Below are 17,261 nucleotides of genomic sequence, written 5' to 3' on the forward strand. Positions count from 1 at the left end.
TTGGTTGAATCCAAAACTCCTATCAAATCAATAGAAGAAGTGGTTAACTGGATAAACGGAAATAAGTCAGTTCTTATGATTGATTGCCGTTATAAACTCAGTGAACCGGATGATGGATTCGATAGATATAAAAGCGATCATATTAAAGGGGCTTTGTATATCGATCTTGAAAAGGATCTCTCTGACAAGGTGGAAAAGCACGGCGGACGACATCCTCTACCATCCATCCATTCTCTAGAAAGGACGATGGGACGATTAGGCATTAATGATGACACAGTTGTCGTCGCTTATGATGATGAGGGTGGAGCTTTTGCCTCTAGATTATGGTGGGTGTTAACGTATTTAGGGCATGAACATGTCTATGTCCTTGATGAAGGTTACACAAAGTGGAAATCTTCTGGATACGCTGTGGATGATGTGATTCCAACCTATACACATACGCAATTTAAAGCTAATCTCCAACATGAAATGTTAACTACACAGGAAGAAGTTTTAACAGCTGTTCAGCAAGGGAATGCTACCATTTTGGACTCAAGAGAAGAAGCGCGTTATTTAGGTCTAGTGGAACCGATTGACCGTATAGCTGGTAGAATTCCAGGAGCTAAACATGCTTTTTGGAAAGGTAATTTAAATGAAGACGGTACATGGAAGAGTAATAAAGAGTTAAGTGAGAGATTCAATATGATAGATAAAAAAGACTCTGTCATTGTTTATTGTGGCTCCGGTGTTACAGCTTGTCCTAATGTATTAGCTTTAACAAGTCTAGGTTATAAAGATGTAAAATTGTACGCAGGTAGTTGGAGTGATTGGATCACGTATGAGGGTAGACCAATCGAAACAAACAAAAAATGAACCGCATCTATTCGCGGTTCATTTTTTTGTTAGCTTGGTAATTGTTCGATTTTCCTGTGGGGAAGCTGCCATTTATAATGGACTGAAAGCATCCTCAAAATGACCATCACTGTAAACAATGTCCAAAGTCCGACTGTGCCACTGACAAGATTTAATCCAATAGCAAGCCCCGCTAGCATCGTCCAACCAATGTAGATTTCTTTTCGTAAGAATAGCGGCCGCCTCCCTGCCAAGACGTCTCTTATCATTCCACCACCAGTACCAGTTAAGGCGGCTGCAACCAATACTGCGCTTAACGGATGCCCCATCTCTGTTGCATAAATTGCTCCTTGTATAGCAAAGGCAGCAAGTCCCATAGCATCAAAAAGTATGCCGAACTTTAACCATCGATTAATCCACAAGGCAGGAAATAAAAACGCGACAGTCATCACGATGATTGCGATTGTAAAAAGAGTACCCTGATCCCAAAGAGCAGAGACTGGTACTCCGATTAATAAATTCCGAATAGCACCGCCTCCAAAAGCAGTGACAAGACCTAATATGTAAACACCCATTAAATCGTAATCTTCTTCCATTGCCACAATTACTCCACTTAAAGCAAAAGCAACTGTACCAATGACATTTAATACATCCCACGTCATAGTGTTTCTCCTTTGTGTTCAATCCTCGGGAATGACATAAAGCAAGGGTTTGGCTCAGTGTCATGTGTGAGCCAAACCCTTTTTACGTTAGTAACTCTTATCCATTATCGCGGAAAGAAAGAAAAATCATAAAAGCAAGAGTAACAATTGATAATGCAGTAAGTGCACCAGTAATTAAGCCAGATGGTTCAGCATGAGCAGCATCTTCTGCAGCACCGCCACCAGCGGCTAAAATAGCTTGTGCTCCCATGAAAAATGATGTTAATAAAATCGCTGTCATCATCGCTAGTTTTTTTAACATGAACGACCCTCCTCTTTGTCAACACAAACATCGATCTATGTATGACGAATGCAGTCATACTCTTTCGTCCACTTTATTATAGTGTTGCCCCTAAAAATAATCAACAAGCAATCGCACGATAAATGTCAATTCAAGTAAGTTAATCGGAAGAGGGAAATCAAACAAGGATGGGAGCTTGATATGGGGGTTCGCAAAAATAAGCCCATATGGTAAGATGATGAAGATAAAACGTAATTTTTAATGTCTAAAAGGAAAACGAAAGCAAACGAGGGGATTACACAAATGGGAACCTTACATATTGAAGATATCATCATTGCAAATCAACGCTTAAAAGATGTAGTCACGCATACACCATTGCAGAAGAATCAGGTCTTATCTGAACGCTATAATTGTAATGTCTATTTAAAAAGAGAAGACTTGCAAGTCGTGCGATCATTTAAAATTCGTGGTGCCTTTCATCAAATATCTAGTCTTCCAAGAGAAGAATTAAATAATGGTGTTGTTTGTGCCAGTGCTGGTAACCATGCTCAAGGTGTAGCCTATTCATGTCATACCCTACAAATCATTGGTAAAATATTTATGCCGTCTACTACACCACGTCAAAAAGTAGATCAAGTGAAGTTTTTTGGAAAAGAATTTGTAGAAGTGATTTTAACAGGCGATACATTTGATGATTCTTTTAATGAAGCAATTACCTACAGCAATGAACATCAAATGGCCTTTATCCACCCATTTGATCAAGAAAAAATTGTAGCAGGCCAAGGAACCGTTGGAATGGAAATTATGAATGACATCGATGAAAATATCGATTATCTATTTTCATCCATTGGCGGGGGCGGCTTAATTAGCGGAATCGGCACCTACATTAAAAGTATTAGCCCGAGAACAAAATTGATTGGCTGTGAGCCTTCTGGTGCTCCTGCAATGAAAGAATCTCTTGAGCAGGGAAAAGTAATAGAACTTGAAAAAATTGATAAATTTGTAGATGGAGCAGCAGTTAAAAAAGTGGGCGAGCTTCCTTTTGAGATCTGTCAGAAAGTGCTTGATGATATTGTCTTGGTTCCTGAAGGCAAGATTTGTACAACCATTCTTGAACTATACAACCAAAATGCTATTGTTGCTGAGCCTGCTGGTGCGATGCCAATCTCTGCTCTTGATTTCTATAAAGATGAGATCAAAGGAAAAACGGTTGTTTGCGTGGTGAGCGGTGGTAATAACGATATTGGACGGATGCAAGAAATGAGGGAGCGGTCATTGATATATGAAGGACTACAACATTATTTCATTGTTCAATTTCCACAACGTGCTGGTGCGCTACGTGAATTTATTACAGACGTATTAGGACCGGACGATGATATTACACGTTTTGAATACACAAAGAAGAATAATAAAGCAAACGGTCCAGTATTAATTGGGATTGAACTGAAATGTGATGATGATTATCATCTTCTTATTGAGCGTCTTAACAAAAAAGGTTTTGGTTACCACGAAATTAATAAAAATGAAAGCTTATTCAATTTGTTAATTTAAGGCGAAAGCTCGTTTCGAAACGAAACGAGCTTTATTATGAACGTGAACTAGTACTTAAGGAGTGTGTACATTGGCGGTTAATCAAGAGGGGATCTTACTCGATTCAGGCACAAATGAACTAGAAGTGATTGTTTTTAATGTTGGAGAAGGTACGTATGGTATAAATGTAATGAAAGTACGAGAAATTATTCAAACAGAGCCCGTTACCCCTATACCAAACAGCCATCCTCATATAGAGGGAATGATCCGTTTACGTGATGAAGTACTAACAGTGGTGAATTTAATGGAAGTATTAGGTTGTGTGCCTTCTCGGGATCCATCTCAAGATAGGTTTATCGTTTCTGAATTAAATAAGTTAAAAGTAGCATTTCGAGTGAGTGGAGTATCACGTATTCATCGTATTTCATGGGAACAAATTGAAAAGCCCACTGAATTATCACAAGGAATACAAAGTGCTACAACTGGTGTGGTGAAAATGGATGAGCAGATGATCTTACTTCTTGATTTCGAGAAAATTGTCGTAGATATTAATCCTAGTAAAGGAATTAATGTAGAGCAAGTAAGGAAGTTAGGTAAAAGGGAACGGAGCATGAAGAAGGTTGTAGTGGCTGAAGATTCTGCCATGCTTAGAAAACTTCTTCATCAAACATTATCAGAAGCAGGATATGACCAAATCACGTTTTTCGAGAATGGTAAGGAAGCATGGGACTATTTAGAATTTATAAAGGCTGCAGACGACCAACAACTAGAAGAGGAAGTCCAGCTATTAATAACTGATTTAGAAATGCCGATGATGGATGGATTACACTTAACAAAAAGGATAAAAGAAGACGATGTTTTAAAAAGAATACCTATCATCATCTTTTCATCTCTCATTACCGATGACCTTTATCATAAAGGTATTGCAGTGGGTGCTGATAAACAAGTTAGTAAACCGGAAATAATCAAACTCATTGAAGAGATTGACCTTTTAATCTAAAAACCACCTCAATATGAGGTGTTTTTTTTATTTCGTTAAACGAGGTAAATGTATGGATTATGTATATACATACTTTTCTTATTAGTATTTAACTATTAAATTAAAGTTTTTCTGATAATTCAGATGAATAAAAATTCATGAAGATACATTGACGATTTCCTCATATTGCCTTACTGTTATAGAAGGTATTTTCTCAATTTATTAACTAAATGTTTACTGACAAAAGGTTTTATAAAGAGATAGAGAGATAATAGGAGATGAGAATGTTGGAGAGATTTAGAGTAATGGGGCTAGTCTTAGTGGGTCTAATTTTGACTTCACTTGGATTACGCTTTTTAGCTATGCATGACTTAACCTTTGGAGGGACTGCAGGGCTTGCGACGGTGCTTACATATATGAGTCCCTGGTCATGGGGAGTGCTGTTCTTCTTAGTCAATTTGCCGTTCTTTTTGATTTCATGGACGAAGCTAGGGAAGTGGTTTACACTTTCTAGTTTACTCTCCATTACGGCTATTTCAGTTATTCGTGATTTGCTTGATGTTATGCCATTTTTTAATGTGCCTTTATGGCTTGCTACAGCTTTAGCAGGAATCTGCATTGGCATTGGTGTGACTCTTGTTTTAAATAACGGATCCTCGCTTGGGGGTATTCATATTCTTGCTCTTTATATTGATCAGAAATGGGGAATTAATCGAGGGCTGACTATTTTTATCAGTGATTTTCTCATTATCGTCTTTGCCACATTATTAGTTGGTTGGAGTCAAGCATTGCTTTCTGTATTTGTCATTTTTGTGGCAAGTACGATTATAGGGCGTTATAAAAAATCGCCAATTCCAAAAGATGCGGAAAATACTGATGGTGAATTTTCCTCACTACAAACAAATAGTATTCAAGATTAAATCTAACACGAGCAATCATTGATTGTTCGTGTTTTTTCAATGTTGCTTTAATCTTATTAATAGGAAATGCTATACTTTTAATACTAAAGATAAAATTGGAGGTAGAGGATGGAATTTCATTTTTTAGGGACTGGCTCTGGAGTTCCAGCGATTGAGAGGAATGTGAGTGCACTTGCTCTTCGCTTCCTACAACAAAAAGGGACACAGTGGTTATTTGATTGCGGTGAGGCCACTCAGCATCAATTGCTACATTCTCCTATCACCTTAACAAAGATTGATCGAATATTTATTACACATCTACATGGAGATCATATATTTGGCTTGCCTGGATTATTAGGTTCAAGATCTTTTCAAGGGGCAAGATCGCCATTAACAATATACGGTCCAAAAGGGTTAGCAACTTTTATAGATGCATCTCTTACTGTTTCTAGAACACATTTACGTTATCCTTACAAGGTTATTGAGGTAGAAGAGGGTTTAGTATTAGAGACAGAAGATGTGCTTGTGTATGCTCTTGAACTTGAACATGTAATGCCTTGCTTTGCTTTTAAAATTACTGAAAAAGATAAGCCAGGGAAGCTTGATATGGGAAGACTCCAATCATTGAATATACCTAAGGGGCCGATCTATCAAAGAATTAAAGAAGGTAAAACGGTTGAGTTAGAAGATGGAAGTAAAGTAAATGGCAAAGATTTTGTTGGGCCACCTCAAAAAGGTCGTATGATCGTTATTGCAGGAGACACAAGACCGATCAAAAAAATGGTCGATTTTAGTAGAGGTGCCAACGTCCTAGTACATGAAGCCACTTTTAGAGGGGATAAACAAGAACATGCTGCCCAATTTGGTCATAGTACCATTGAAGAAGCAACGGCACTAGCGAAAGAGGCGCAAGTAAAGACGTTGATACTCACTCATATAAGTTCTCGTTATTCTGGCGAGGAGGAAGAATTCGAACTGGAAGCGAAGCATTACTTTTCGAATGTGCATATTGCTCACGATATGATGGTGTATAAGCTTTCTACTTGAATAAAATTCTCTCATGGTACGCATAGTAACATCATTCACTATTCTAAATTTGTAGGAGGAATGAATGATGGCGAATCGTGATCAATTGGATGAATGTATGGAAAAGGCAGAAGGAATCATTGAAGCAGCACAAAAAGTTTTTGATGATGCAAGACGAGTGCAGCCTGGTACAGACGAAGAGTACACTAATGCACAAATGATGTTAGAGGAAATAAGTGGGGAATTAGATGATGTGTTGCGAGCAGCAACCCCGGAACAACGGGATCAATTAAACCGAAAGCAACAACAAATTCGCCAACTTCAAAACCACATGATTTTAAGACAATAACGAGGAGCAAGGGTCTATTTAGACTCTTGTTTTTTATATCCCTTATCTCTTTTTCGTGCGAAAAATTCTATTATTTGCTACAATGGATAAGGATAGGGGTGTGAGACACTTTATGGAATCGATTTCTGAAAGTAGCTTAAATCATATACTTGATCAGCGTAAATCGGTTGAATTTATTTTCATATCTACACCTTTATGTGGGACATGTAAATTAGCTGCCAAAATGTTAACAATTTTAGAGCAGACAACTCCTCACCTGAAGATTTATGAAATAAATGTAAATGAAGCCACTCGCTTTGTGCAAAGGTGGAAGGTACATAGTGTTCCTGCTTTATTTATCTTCCAAAAAGGACTAGGAATAGAGCGGATTTATGCTTTCCATTCCATTGCGCATTTATATGAAAAGCTCTCACCATATATATCATTCATTGAGTTACATAATGAAAACAAAAATAAAGGGGGATGTTAAATCATGTCAATGCATTATGAAGATTATATGAAGCAGGTCGTACTGCCAATGAGAGCAGAATTGACTGAGGCAGGTTTTACAGAATTAACAACATCAGAAGAAGTAGATCAATATATGGATCAAGCAAAAGGCACAACGTTAGTCGTTATTAACTCTGTATGTGGATGTGCAGCAGGACTTGCAAGACCTGCTGCAACTACATCACTTCAACATGATCAAAAACCTGATCATTTAGTAACCGTTTTTGCAGGACAAGATAAAGAGGCAACAGCAACGATGCGTTCTTATTTCCCAGAGATTCCACCATCTTCACCTTCGATGGCGATCTTAAAGGGAAAGGAAGTGGTTCATTTTATTCCTCGCGAACAAATTGAAGGAGCTTCACCGGAATCGATTATTCGTAATTTAGCTCTTGCTTATAATGAACATTGCAGTTCTTAAAAAACAAATAGAGCCTCCTTGCCTTGTTCCCAAGGTGAGGAGGCTTCACTATTACTTATAAGGAGAGATTCGTATGTCTGTTATTGCCCCTAATTTCACTTTAACAAATCCGTCACAAACAGAAAGCGTGTCACTAGAGTCATTAAAGGGGAAAGTTGTTCTTCTTACCTTTTGGACTTCTTGGTGTCCGGATTCCAAGAGAGATCTAAGTGAAAAGAATACGCTTTATCAGTCAATGAAAAATGATGACGTTCACATGGTCTTTATCCACGTAACAGGTCGTGATTCATCAGTTGATGTGGAAGCTTGGTTAGATGAAATGAATTTAACTTTTCCCGTTTATAGTGATGTTGGAACGAAAACGTATGATGCTTATCGGTGTATGGGCGTCCCAACGACCATTTTAATTGATAAAAAGCAGCAAATTGTAGCAACATACAATGATCAAGCTCGTTTTATTTCAATTGTTAAAGGACTTGGTGAACTACTTGATTAAAAGGTGTTAAGGCTTCACGCCATAAAACACAACCCTGCCCATCGTTTCAATATCCGGGTAGCCACCTTGATGATAAAGCTCGACAACATGTTCTCTGTTATACGGTACACGATTAATTTGGAAAGAATGTCGTCCTTCTTCAAGGTCACCGACGATGTATGAAGCAAGTGGATGACCATCAAAAGGTAAGCCCACACTACCTGGGTTTACTACATTTTTCCCATGAAAAGAACGGATATAGGGAAGATGAATATGTCCATATGCATAGACATCTGCTTCATCTTTTTGCATCAATTGATGTTCAATTTTAGTTGTTTCATCCGGGTTGATAACGTCAAAAAGGTTTGTAGGTGTTGCATGAAAGGCATGAATAAGTTGATCTTGTCCTTTATCAACAATCATTTCAGTTGGAAGCTCTGCTAAATAAGTGAGATCTTCATCATTTAAGCGCTTTAACGTCCAATCGCGTTCTTGATTTAAACCTTCAAGAGCAGTAGTTGGAACTTCGCCTTCTTTAAAGCCTCGAACAAGCCATTCGTCAGCATTTCCTTTGATAACTGAGGCATCAAGGGAGCGAATTAAATTAAGACAACGCTTTGGTTCTGGGCCTCTAAAGCAGAGGTCTCCTAAAACGACAATGTGATCAACATCTTTCTTATTTAGGTCTGTAATGACTGCTTCAAGGGCAGTGGCATTACCATGTATATCTGATAGAAAAGCAAATCGCATGATGAAACCTCCTTTTTATAGTAGTATAACAGAGGTGAGAGTTGTTTTAATATAACAATTTTGTTAAATCTGAAGATTCATACGTTACGGTAAAGCGTAAATGTCTATTGGTGGAAACGCTTAGATACCTATGATAAGATCAATTAAAGATTAAGAGGAGGTCATTTGAATGAGAATTCTATCCATCGAACCAACACCAAGCCCCAATACAATGAAATTAACGTTGAGTGAGAGTTTAGGTCAAAGTTCTAGGAATAGTTATAATGAAAAAAACAAAAATGAGGCACCCGAATACATAAAAGAACTATTTGAAATAGAAGGAGTAAAGGGCGTTTATCATGTAGCCGACTTCCTAGCGATCGATCGTCACCCAAAGGTTGATTGGAAAGTGATATTACCTCAGGTACGTTCCGTTTTCGGAGAAGATGCCGAAACAGTAAGTGAGAGTGAAGATACTATTCAAGATCATTTTGGAGAGGTATATGTACATCTACAAATGTTTAAAGGAATCCCGATGCAAGTAAAGCTTACAAACGGAGAGGAAGAGCAGCGTGCTGGTTTACCTGAGCGCTTTAGTGATGCAATTGCAAAAGCTCAAAAACCTGAAGATAACGTAGTAATGGAGCGTAAGTGGGTAGAGCAAGGTGTACGCTATGGTGAACTTGAAGAAGTAGCAAAAGAAGTCGTCGATGAATTATCTGCTGCTTATTCCGAGGAACGTTTAACTGAATTAGTAAATATCGCTAATGGTAATGTGACTTCTGAAAAGCAAGAAGTCACAAGTCGTTTTATTAAAGTGAGCGAAGAGATGTTAGCAGTTGACGATTGGAAGGAACGTTATGCGTTATTAGAGCGTATGGACCCAACAGAGGAGGATCTTCCTGTTTTAAAACGTGCACTGGAAGATGAGAAAGCATCTATTCGTCGTCTTGCGACTGTTTATTTAGGGATGATCGAAAAGCCTGTTGTTTTACCATTACTATATCAAGCATTAAAGGATTCTTCTGTTACGGTGCGCAGGACTGCTGGCGACTGCTTATCTGATATAGGCGATACAAAAGCTATTCCCGCAATGATTGAAGCGTTAAAAGATAAAAATAAGCTTGTAAGATGGCGTGCGGCCATGTTTCTTTATGAAGTAGGCGATGAATCAGCATTACCATCACTAAAAGAAGCGGAAGCGGATCCAGAATTTGAAGTAGCGATGCAAATTAAGATGGCGATTGGACGGATTGAAGGCGGCGAGGAAGCAAAAGGTTCCGTGTGGAAGCAAATGACAGATTCAATATCATCGAAAGAATAAGGAGGAGACGTATTGGATAAACAATCCATTTTGAATGAATTAGAGGCAAGGAAGATGGAAGATATTATTGAATTAATTGAAGATGCAGAGAAGGGTTACCTAGAAGAATTAGAATTGGTGAAGTCTGTAGGTCTTCTTTATGATAAAGAACTCAATGATGCGATCATTTCATTGTTAAAGGACCAAGGTGTAGAAATTATCTACGTTTCCGAAGAAGAATAGTTTTTAAGGAGGAGAGAGCGTGCGAGGAGCACCATCAACCCTATTACCAGTAAAGGCACGTTCAGTATGGAGGCTACAAGCATTTTTTGAAAGTTTGCTTGTAGCTCTTCTTCCTATTACATATGGGGTACTACTTTATTTTTTTGACTTACCTGTTTGGATTTTATTTACTTTTATTGCGATCTATTTTTTATACATCTTCATTACTGTCATTTTCTTACCGCCATTAAGGTGGAAAAGGTGGAAATATGAAGTGTTAGAAAGCGAAATTGATTTACAATTTGGCGTATTGATTGTTAGAAGGCAGTTAATTCCTATGACGCGTGTGCAACATGTCGATACTGAACAAGGTCCACTTTTAAGACGATATAAAATGGCTGATGTGACGATTATCACTGCAGCTACAAGTCATAGAATTCCTACCCTTTCATTAGAAGTTGCAGAAGAGTTAAGAGATCGAATAGCTGCACTAGCGGCGGTGGCAGAAGATGAATGAGTTTAAAAGACTCCACCCGGCAAGCATCATCTTACTATTTTTACAAGGTTTGAGGGGCATATTGTTACCTCTCATTATTACCTTATTTTTTAGTAATCGTTCTGAAGAACAATTTATTCGTTTTGAATACATATGGCTTGGATTTATCATCATTTTGTTTGTTTCTAGTTTATTATCCTATATAAGCTTTCGTTATCATCTTCATGATGGAGAGTTATTTGTACAAAAAGGGATTTTTATCAAAAAGAAGCGTTACATCCAGCAAAGTCGTGTACAAAGTATTGATATGACTGCAGGTATCATTCAAAGGATCTTTGGTCTTGTTAAATTAACGGTAGAAACGGCTGGAAGTGGCGGTGAACCCGAAGTACAATTAAATGCGATAAAAAAAAGCGAAGCCAAGGTCATTAGCGAAGCGTTAAAAAGAAATAGACCACCTATCTCTCGTGTAGAAGAGCAGCAAGTTGAACATGGAGAGTTTACGCATGAAGACAAGCCATATTCAGAACCTCAACAGGAAAAGACATGGATACTTTCTACTAAACATTTAGTAGTTGCGGCACTAACTTCTAGTGGTATTGGGTTAACGATCTCTATGGTAGGGGCATTGTTTAGCCAATTTGAGCAAGTCATTCCTGAATCAATTTATGAACGAACATTTGGTTTTTTTGTAGGTTCAGGTATGTTGTTTGTTTTAGCAATCATTGTATTCGTGTTTATTATATCTTGGATTATTTCAATTATTAACACGATATTAAAATATGGAAAGTTTAGTGTTGAGAAGCATGGCGATGAGCTTATCATAAAAAGAGGACTGCTTGAAACAAGACAGTTAACGATTAAGCAACATCGTATAACAGCAGTGAGATTTGTCTCAAATATATTCAGACAACCCTTTGGATATACCACGGTTTATGTAGAGAGTGCTGGTGGGGGGACTGGGGAAGAACAGGGGTCAACTGTGTTTCTTCCTTTAATAAAGAAAAGGGACGTAGAAACCATTCTAGCAGAATTCATACCAGAGTATGCAAAGCCCTATACCCTTCATTCTGTACCTAAAAGAGCTTCAATGAGGTATTTACGACGCAATGCACTCATTCCAGTTAGTGCTACAGCTCTTGCATTTTATTTTTATCCAGATTTTGCTTTTTACGGTCTATTTCTCACAGGAATGATGCTTCTTATTGGCTACGCACAATACCATGACGCTGCTAGTGGGTCATACGAGGATACTATCTATCTTAGGTATAGAAAGCTAAGCCAAGTCATTGTCGTTGCAAAGCACAACAAAATTCAATCAATCGAGCGGCAAGTCAATTATTTTCAAGAAAGAAAAGACCTTGCTTCATTAAAATTTGCTGTGCAATCGAGCTTTAGTTGGAAAATATTCCAAGTGAATGATGTTGACCTGACTAAAGCAAATGAACAGCTATATTGGTACTCATGTAAAAACCAACATAAAAGCTCATAAGGAGCTTTTATGTTGGTTTATTTGTCATATTGGAGATATATGTTGCAACTGAGCGTTTGCCATTATCTGAAGTGAACTCAAACCGATCAAAAACGTGATCATTTTCTTGATCGGCCAATGTTCTTTCATAGTGATGCTGAACCATTACTTGCCCTGCTTTTGAACGGAACATTAAGAAATTAACACCTTTGAACGATTGTTGGCCAGTAGACTGCAATAATTGAAGCAATAATGAATTATGACAATCAATTAGATCTCGATGAGTTAATTGATACTCCATTAAGTTTGATTCTAATAATTCAAGAGAGGAAGGCTCTAGTTCATTACGCAATATAAAATAGGGTTCAAATTGCTCTTTGTCAATATAGATCGTATCGCCTTCTGTAGGACGATATTCTTCACCATTATGACTGGTGAAAATTCCGTCCCCCGCATAATACCCTAAAACCTCTTTCTTCTTATTTAGCCACCTAAATTCAAACGGACAATCTGCTAAATCTAATGTCGTTTCTTGTTCATCGATCAAAAGGTACCTTGATCCACTTTGATAAAATGCATAAGAAATATAACTTTTTTCATTTGAGTTTTGCCCATTAAGCAAGTGATCAAGTTTTTCTTCTTTTAAATAAACGAGATATTGATTTTCTTTGATCTGTAATTGTTTTTGTTGCTCAAAAATATCTGTTAAATTTGCAGCTATGGCATTGGCATGAGAATGCTCATAAGATTTAGGCATGTTGAATGATGATGGTAGAGGAGAAAGTTTATTTCCTGGAAATTCAATTTTATCTCCATCTTTATAAGCTGGAGGAACAATAATCCCATCTTGATCTATATTTTTCCCTACATTTATCACGTATTTTATTTCTACTTTTCCACGCCAAGGTTTGTTTGGTAATGTAATCACTTCTAGTAATTTGCCTACAAATAGACTACCTAGGTTGTCATTAATAAGGACCAATTGGTTCAAATTTTGTTGTGCTTGTTTTCTATCCATGTTAAACCCTCACTTTATCTAATAGACCTTACTAGTATGATTATTTATTTAAATAATCTATTATTCCCATGGAACATACTTGCAGGTCTAAACGGATGTGTTGATATGCAAGATGATCGCGGCTTACCCCTTTTTCATCCAGTTCCTGTTGGACAAGTTCGAGTAAGAGAGCAGACAATTCACTGACCCCTTTATTTTGCTGAATGATTACTTGGCCTTTCTCAACAAAAATAGGAAGCCATTTATTTATATGATTATAAACAACTTCTGGATGTGTAGATGCGCTAAAGTGTCCAAAGTAAATTTGCTCTACGTTTAAACGTTGGATTCTTTTCATCGATTCATTGGTTGCTTGTGGATCAAATTGATTTGGAGAAGTAGAAGGGAGTATAAACTCAATGCCTTCTTTAGCTAATGGTTCATACCGTACGCCTAATGTATCCCCGGTAAAAATACCATTTGAAGCAGAATCATAGATGCTGAAATGATGCGCTGCATGTCCTGGTGTATGTAAGAAAGTGAGCGTGCACGTTTTACTTAATGTTAGAGTGTCCCCATCCTCCATTGAGAGCAATCGTTCATCTGCAACCGGTAAAATTGGGTCAAATAGTCGGTCAAAGTCATGCTGATAGACAGCTTTAGCCCCATGGATTAGGCGGGATGGATCGTTTAAATGTCTGAAACCTTTAGGATGAACGATCACGGTTGCTTTAGGACAATGCTCTAATAATAAGCCTACACCACCTGCATGATCAAGATGGATATGAGTGACGATAATGTATTCAACATCTTCAATCTTCAAGCCAAGTTCAATAAACCCATTTAAAATATGTTTAATAGATGGGCTGGGGCCAGTTTCAACGATCGTCAGTTTATCTTCATGGAGGATGTAGCTTCCAGTTCTCTCTGGCATGTCCATGTCATAGCCGTCAATTAGTGAGAGACGAGGTGATAAGGATATAGGTTTAGACATTAGAATATTCCCCCTTAAATAGCATTCGAACCCTTACTAATAGTGTAAGGGTCCTATTGGTAGAACACAAGCGGAAAGAATAGTGATTTCACTTATAGCTTGCGATCTTGTTCATATCGAAGTTTTTGCAAGCGGAGAAGGTGATTCATTTTTTCCATTCTCTTTTCTTCTAGTTGTTCATGGTAGGAAATCAACGTTAATTCCATTTGTGAAAGTGAAACAAAAACATCTTCTTTATGGTCCAATTGATTTTTTACAGACAATGACAAGAAGGTATTTAACAGCTTAGGTATGTCCTCTTTAAGCATTCTCCGAACAGTATGCTTTTCTTCATAATCAAGCAGTTCAAAATCCTCTTGTAGCTTTTCGGTCTGTCTTAGAATTCGTTGTAATCGATTTTCAATTAAAGGATCAACGGTAAATTGTTTTACAGTATCTAAATACCTTGAAGCTTCTTGTCTAATTAAACGAAAATCTTGTTGATGACTCAAACCAGCAGATTGCAGAGAATTCAATTCTAGAGGAGTTAATGCTCCGCTCGCACCATTAGAGTAGGCCTCGTCTAATCGGTGGATACGATAAAACAACCCATTAAAGAGAGGAGAGTCGGAAACCTTACGAACATGAGCACGTCCATCTTTTAAATAATGAATGCTTGCTTCCCGACACAGACCAACCCCATTTTTTGCTTTCAAATATTTTCTGTAGCATATAATGGTAATTCGTTTATGAATGGCAGCATTAGTGTGCTTTGTATCATTCATTTTGATCAGAATCTGCTTATGATTAATTTTTACTTTAATTTTATAAGCTTTATGTTTACGCCTAATAATACGTGGTTTGTTTTGTCCATCAGCTCGCTCAAGCATCCTCTCTAGGAGGTCTTCAGTTTGATGAATTAATGTTTGAGTAGCCGTATCCTTTAATAAATGCTCTTCAACAGGACGTTTATGAGCAGGTGTTAGAAACCGAAACATGGGCGATTGCAATAAGGTTTTGCTCAAAAGACCTCACCTCCTTAGTGAAGTGTATCGACTTATTTGTCTAATAGTTTCATTTGCATTTCTTTGTTTAATGTATCCATCTCACTAATAAATTGTTTGCCACTAGTAACAATTCTTTCATTAGATTGCTCAGTAAGTTCGATCGCTTCAAATACATTATTGTAAGCTTTTTTAAATGCCTCAATCGCAATAGCAGGTTCTTCTAGCGTTTTTAACGTTTCTTCAGTATTTTGTTTTAGCATTTCTGCATTTGATATTAACATTGATTCAGTTGCTTCATTAACATTACGGACAGCACTGATGACTTTTTGTTGGTTATTTAAGGCGAGTTGAATGGAAGCAGTCACGGTAATGATATTTTTAGTCATCGTAATGGCATTAAAGATTGCCTCTTCAAGCTTATCATTGTTTTCAATAATCAAGTCAACAGAAGCTAAAGACTGTTGGAGTACCATAACTGCTTGAGACATGTTCTTCACTCGTGAAATCACTTTAACTTGTCCTTTTTTTAAAGCGTTAGGATTATCTTTCCATTTTTCAGAGGTCATTTCTTCTTCAAGCATAGCGTGCAACGTATTTCCAGCATCGATTTGCTGATTTAAATTCACAATACGCTCTCTTGCTACATTTTTAAGTTGCTGCAACATTAACGTGTCTTCTTGCAACTTGTCCTTCCCGCTAAGAAGACCTTCAATGACTTGTTCAACTTGAGCTTCAACAGTTTGATATTTTCGTGCGTATTGTTCAATAGGGCTACGTCTTAATAATTTATTAGTCCACTTCTTGAGGGGACTATCTTTTAAATAGTCTGGCTCAAGTTGACTGACCATCTCTTTTAATTGATGTAACTGATTAGGAAGTTGATTGGATTGGTCATTCATCATCTCTTTAACTGGACGTTTAAGAGCTTCAAGTGATTCACCAGCTTCACGTTGTTCTTCTTCCCCTAATGTATTTAAAGAGTTAAGTAACTGGTCAATGTCTTCTGTTTTTTTATATTCTTTAATTAGATCAAGTTCTTCACTTTTATTTTGTTCGTTCATGATTGATCTCCTCCAACTTCAATTCTGTTAACATATACGAAAAGATAGATGAAAAGTTTCACAATTCGTCTTACTAACTACATCTATTATGGATCAAATCAAATTGAATGACAATGAATCTGATATTAGCTCGTTAGATGAAAAGAGGTCGTTTGTTTTTTATTTGTCTACTCATTAAGGATATACTTACAAAAAGGAGGTTTTCATTATGTGCTTAGTAGCATTGGCATTAGGGATTCATGAGAAGTTTCCATTGATTGTGGCTGCCAATCGAGATGAGTTTTACGAAAGGCCGACAACGAGGGTTCATTTTTGGGAAGATGATCCTACTATTTTTGCTGGGAAGGATTGTTTACGTGGGGGGAGTTGGTTAGGTGTATCAAAAAAAGGGCGATTTGCTTGTGTAACCAACATTAGAGAAACGGTAGAATCGGAGGAAATCGACTTTATTTCAAGAGGAGATCTCGTAAAAGGATTTCTCCAATCCGATTTTTCACCCAAAGAATATGTTACTCAAATCGAACAACAAAAAGACAAATTCCAAGGCTTTAATTTAATTGTACATAATGGTACTCAAACTATTTACTATTCAAATAGAATCGAGCAACCAATTGAATTAGCTGCAGGTTATTATTATGTGAGCAATTCAACACTAAATGTGGAGTGGCCTAAGGTAAAGAGTTTACGGTCAGGGTTTAGTGATGTAGTTAATGCTAGACCGCCGCTTGAAGAAATAGTGGAACAAACATTAAAGGTGCTAAAGACTGAAGATCTTTACTTAGACAAAGATTTGCCAGAAACAGGCGTTGGTTTGAAGTGGGAGAGGATGCTTTCAACCATATTTATTAAAAGCGAGCTATATGGGACAAGAGCCTCTACGATTGTGGCCATTAATGAAGATGGCTGGGCTCATATAACGGAGCAAGGTTTTGAATCAATGGGTGTTGCTACTGAGAAAATTCAAAAGAATATAACATTCTTGTAAAAAAGAACCTCAATTTGACCTATTTTTTTTATAAATAATCGAAAGGGGTATATATAAAATTGAAATTATACTTTTA

21 protein-coding genes are annotated in these 17,261 nt (G+C 37.3%); 14 read left to right on the forward strand and 7 right to left on the reverse strand.

Translation table 11 applies throughout. The features are described 5' to 3' along the window. Positions 1 to 852, forward strand: coding sequence for a sulfurtransferase (locus RYX56_RS03900; RefSeq protein WP_317120822.1), 852 nt, complete (start codon positions 1 to 3; stop codon positions 850 to 852). Between the two features lie 29 nt (positions 853 to 881). Here the strand turns inward: RYX56_RS03900 and RYX56_RS03905 are convergent, their stop codons facing one another. Both RYX56_RS03905 and RYX56_RS03910 read right to left on the reverse strand, forming a co-directional pair. Next, on the reverse strand, positions 882 to 1,493 hold the full coding sequence (locus RYX56_RS03905; RefSeq protein ID WP_317120823.1) for a trimeric intracellular cation channel family protein: 612 nt from the start codon (positions 1,491 to 1,493) through the stop codon (positions 882 to 884). Between the two features lie 97 nt (positions 1,494 to 1,590). Further along, positions 1,591 to 1,794, reverse strand: a complete 204-nt coding sequence (locus RYX56_RS03910; RefSeq protein ID WP_317120824.1) for a hypothetical protein — start codon at positions 1,792 to 1,794, stop codon at positions 1,591 to 1,593. A gap of 282 nt (positions 1,795 to 2,076) precedes the next feature. On the opposite strand from RYX56_RS03910, the gene ilvA reads away from it, so the two are divergent. The 8 genes from ilvA (at position 2,077) to RYX56_RS03950 (ending at position 7,962) form a co-directional block, all read left to right on the forward strand. Next, the gene (ilvA, locus tag RYX56_RS03915) at positions 2,077 to 3,324 is read left to right on the forward strand and encodes a threonine ammonia-lyase IlvA (RefSeq protein ID WP_317120825.1); all 1,248 of its coding nucleotides are present in this window, start codon (positions 2,077 to 2,079) and stop codon (positions 3,322 to 3,324) included. A gap of 70 nt (positions 3,325 to 3,394) precedes the next feature. Next, positions 3,395 to 4,303 carry a chemotaxis protein gene (locus RYX56_RS03920; protein WP_317120826.1) on the forward strand — a complete coding sequence of 303 codons (909 nt, stop codon included), beginning with the start codon at positions 3,395 to 3,397 and terminating at the stop codon, positions 4,301 to 4,303. Positions 4,304 to 4,566: 263 nt separating this feature from the next. Then, on the forward strand, positions 4,567 to 5,202 hold the full coding sequence (locus RYX56_RS03925; protein WP_317120827.1) for a YitT family protein: 636 nt from the start codon (positions 4,567 to 4,569) through the stop codon (positions 5,200 to 5,202). Between the two features lie 108 nt (positions 5,203 to 5,310). Beyond that, positions 5,311 to 6,228: a ribonuclease Z gene (rnz, locus tag RYX56_RS03930; RefSeq protein ID WP_317120828.1), complete on the forward strand. Its 918-nt coding sequence runs from the start codon at positions 5,311 to 5,313 to the stop codon at positions 6,226 to 6,228. A gap of 64 nt (positions 6,229 to 6,292) precedes the next feature. Beyond that, positions 6,293 to 6,556 (forward strand): YtzC family protein, encoded by a 264-nt coding sequence (locus RYX56_RS03935; RefSeq protein ID WP_317120829.1) that lies wholly within the window; start codon positions 6,293 to 6,295, stop codon positions 6,554 to 6,556. Positions 6,557 to 6,668: 112 nt separating this feature from the next. Beyond that, on the forward strand, positions 6,669 to 7,025 hold the full coding sequence (locus RYX56_RS03940; protein WP_317120830.1) for a thioredoxin family protein: 357 nt from the start codon (positions 6,669 to 6,671) through the stop codon (positions 7,023 to 7,025). Positions 7,026 to 7,028: 3 nt separating this feature from the next. After that, the gene (locus RYX56_RS03945; RefSeq protein WP_317120831.1) at positions 7,029 to 7,466 is read left to right on the forward strand and encodes a BrxA/BrxB family bacilliredoxin; all 438 of its coding nucleotides are present in this window, start codon (positions 7,029 to 7,031) and stop codon (positions 7,464 to 7,466) included. A 73-nt stretch (positions 7,467 to 7,539) separates the two neighbouring features. Then, positions 7,540 to 7,962, forward strand: a complete 423-nt coding sequence (locus RYX56_RS03950; RefSeq protein ID WP_317120832.1) for a TlpA disulfide reductase family protein — start codon at positions 7,540 to 7,542, stop codon at positions 7,960 to 7,962. 6 nt (positions 7,963 to 7,968) lie between these two features. Here the strand turns inward: RYX56_RS03950 and RYX56_RS03955 are convergent, their stop codons facing one another. After that, positions 7,969 to 8,691 carry a metallophosphoesterase family protein gene (locus tag RYX56_RS03955; RefSeq protein ID WP_317120833.1) on the reverse strand — a complete coding sequence of 241 codons (723 nt, stop codon included), beginning with the start codon at positions 8,689 to 8,691 and terminating at the stop codon, positions 7,969 to 7,971. Between the two features lie 169 nt (positions 8,692 to 8,860). Between RYX56_RS03955 and RYX56_RS03960 the strand changes: the two genes are divergently transcribed. From RYX56_RS03960 to RYX56_RS03975, 4 genes are read left to right on the forward strand one after another with little or no spacing between them, the layout of a single operon-like run. After that, positions 8,861 to 9,994, forward strand: a complete 1,134-nt coding sequence (locus RYX56_RS03960) for a conserved virulence factor C family protein (RefSeq protein ID WP_317120834.1) — start codon at positions 8,861 to 8,863, stop codon at positions 9,992 to 9,994. Positions 9,995 to 10,006: 12 nt separating this feature from the next. Continuing rightward, positions 10,007 to 10,216, forward strand: coding sequence for a hypothetical protein (locus RYX56_RS03965; RefSeq protein ID WP_317120835.1), 210 nt, complete (start codon positions 10,007 to 10,009; stop codon positions 10,214 to 10,216). Positions 10,217 to 10,235: 19 nt separating this feature from the next. Beyond that, on the forward strand, positions 10,236 to 10,712 hold the full coding sequence (locus RYX56_RS03970) for a PH domain-containing protein (protein ID WP_317120836.1): 477 nt from the start codon (positions 10,236 to 10,238) through the stop codon (positions 10,710 to 10,712). Further along, positions 10,705 to 12,183 carry a PH domain-containing protein gene (locus tag RYX56_RS03975; protein ID WP_317120837.1) on the forward strand — a complete coding sequence of 493 codons (1,479 nt, stop codon included), beginning with the start codon at positions 10,705 to 10,707 and terminating at the stop codon, positions 12,181 to 12,183. The genes RYX56_RS03970 and RYX56_RS03975 overlap by 8 nt, the downstream gene beginning before the upstream one ends. 7 nt (positions 12,184 to 12,190) lie before the next feature. On the opposite strand, the gene RYX56_RS03980 is transcribed toward RYX56_RS03975, so the two are convergent. The 4 genes from RYX56_RS03980 to RYX56_RS03995 form a co-directional block, all read right to left on the reverse strand. Next, the gene (locus tag RYX56_RS03980) at positions 12,191 to 13,180 is read right to left on the reverse strand and encodes a DUF2777 family protein (RefSeq protein ID WP_317120838.1); all 990 of its coding nucleotides are present in this window, start codon (positions 13,178 to 13,180) and stop codon (positions 12,191 to 12,193) included. Between the two features lie 40 nt (positions 13,181 to 13,220). Then, positions 13,221 to 14,153, reverse strand: coding sequence for an MBL fold metallo-hydrolase (locus RYX56_RS03985; protein WP_317120839.1), 933 nt, complete (start codon positions 14,151 to 14,153; stop codon positions 13,221 to 13,223). Positions 14,154 to 14,245: 92 nt separating this feature from the next. Continuing rightward, positions 14,246 to 15,157: a hypothetical protein gene (locus RYX56_RS03990; protein ID WP_317120840.1), complete on the reverse strand. Its 912-nt coding sequence runs from the start codon at positions 15,155 to 15,157 to the stop codon at positions 14,246 to 14,248. Positions 15,158 to 15,189: 32 nt separating this feature from the next. Beyond that, complete coding sequence (locus RYX56_RS03995) at positions 15,190 to 16,200, reverse strand: toxic anion resistance protein (RefSeq protein WP_317120841.1); 1,011 nt, start codon at positions 16,198 to 16,200, stop codon at positions 15,190 to 15,192. 208 nt (positions 16,201 to 16,408) lie between these two features. Here RYX56_RS03995 and RYX56_RS04000 point away from each other — a divergent pair, with 208 nt between their 5' ends. Beyond that, entirely contained in the window at positions 16,409 to 17,185 is a 777-nt protein-coding gene (locus RYX56_RS04000) for an NRDE family protein (RefSeq protein WP_317120842.1), read from the forward strand. Positions 17,186 to 17,261 lie beyond the last annotated feature (76 nt).

Origin of the sequence: Alkalihalophilus lindianensis, assembly GCF_032843265.1 — a bacterium.
Classification (GTDB): Bacteria; Bacillota; Bacilli; order Bacillales; family Bacillaceae_D; genus Alkalihalophilus; species Alkalihalophilus lindianensis.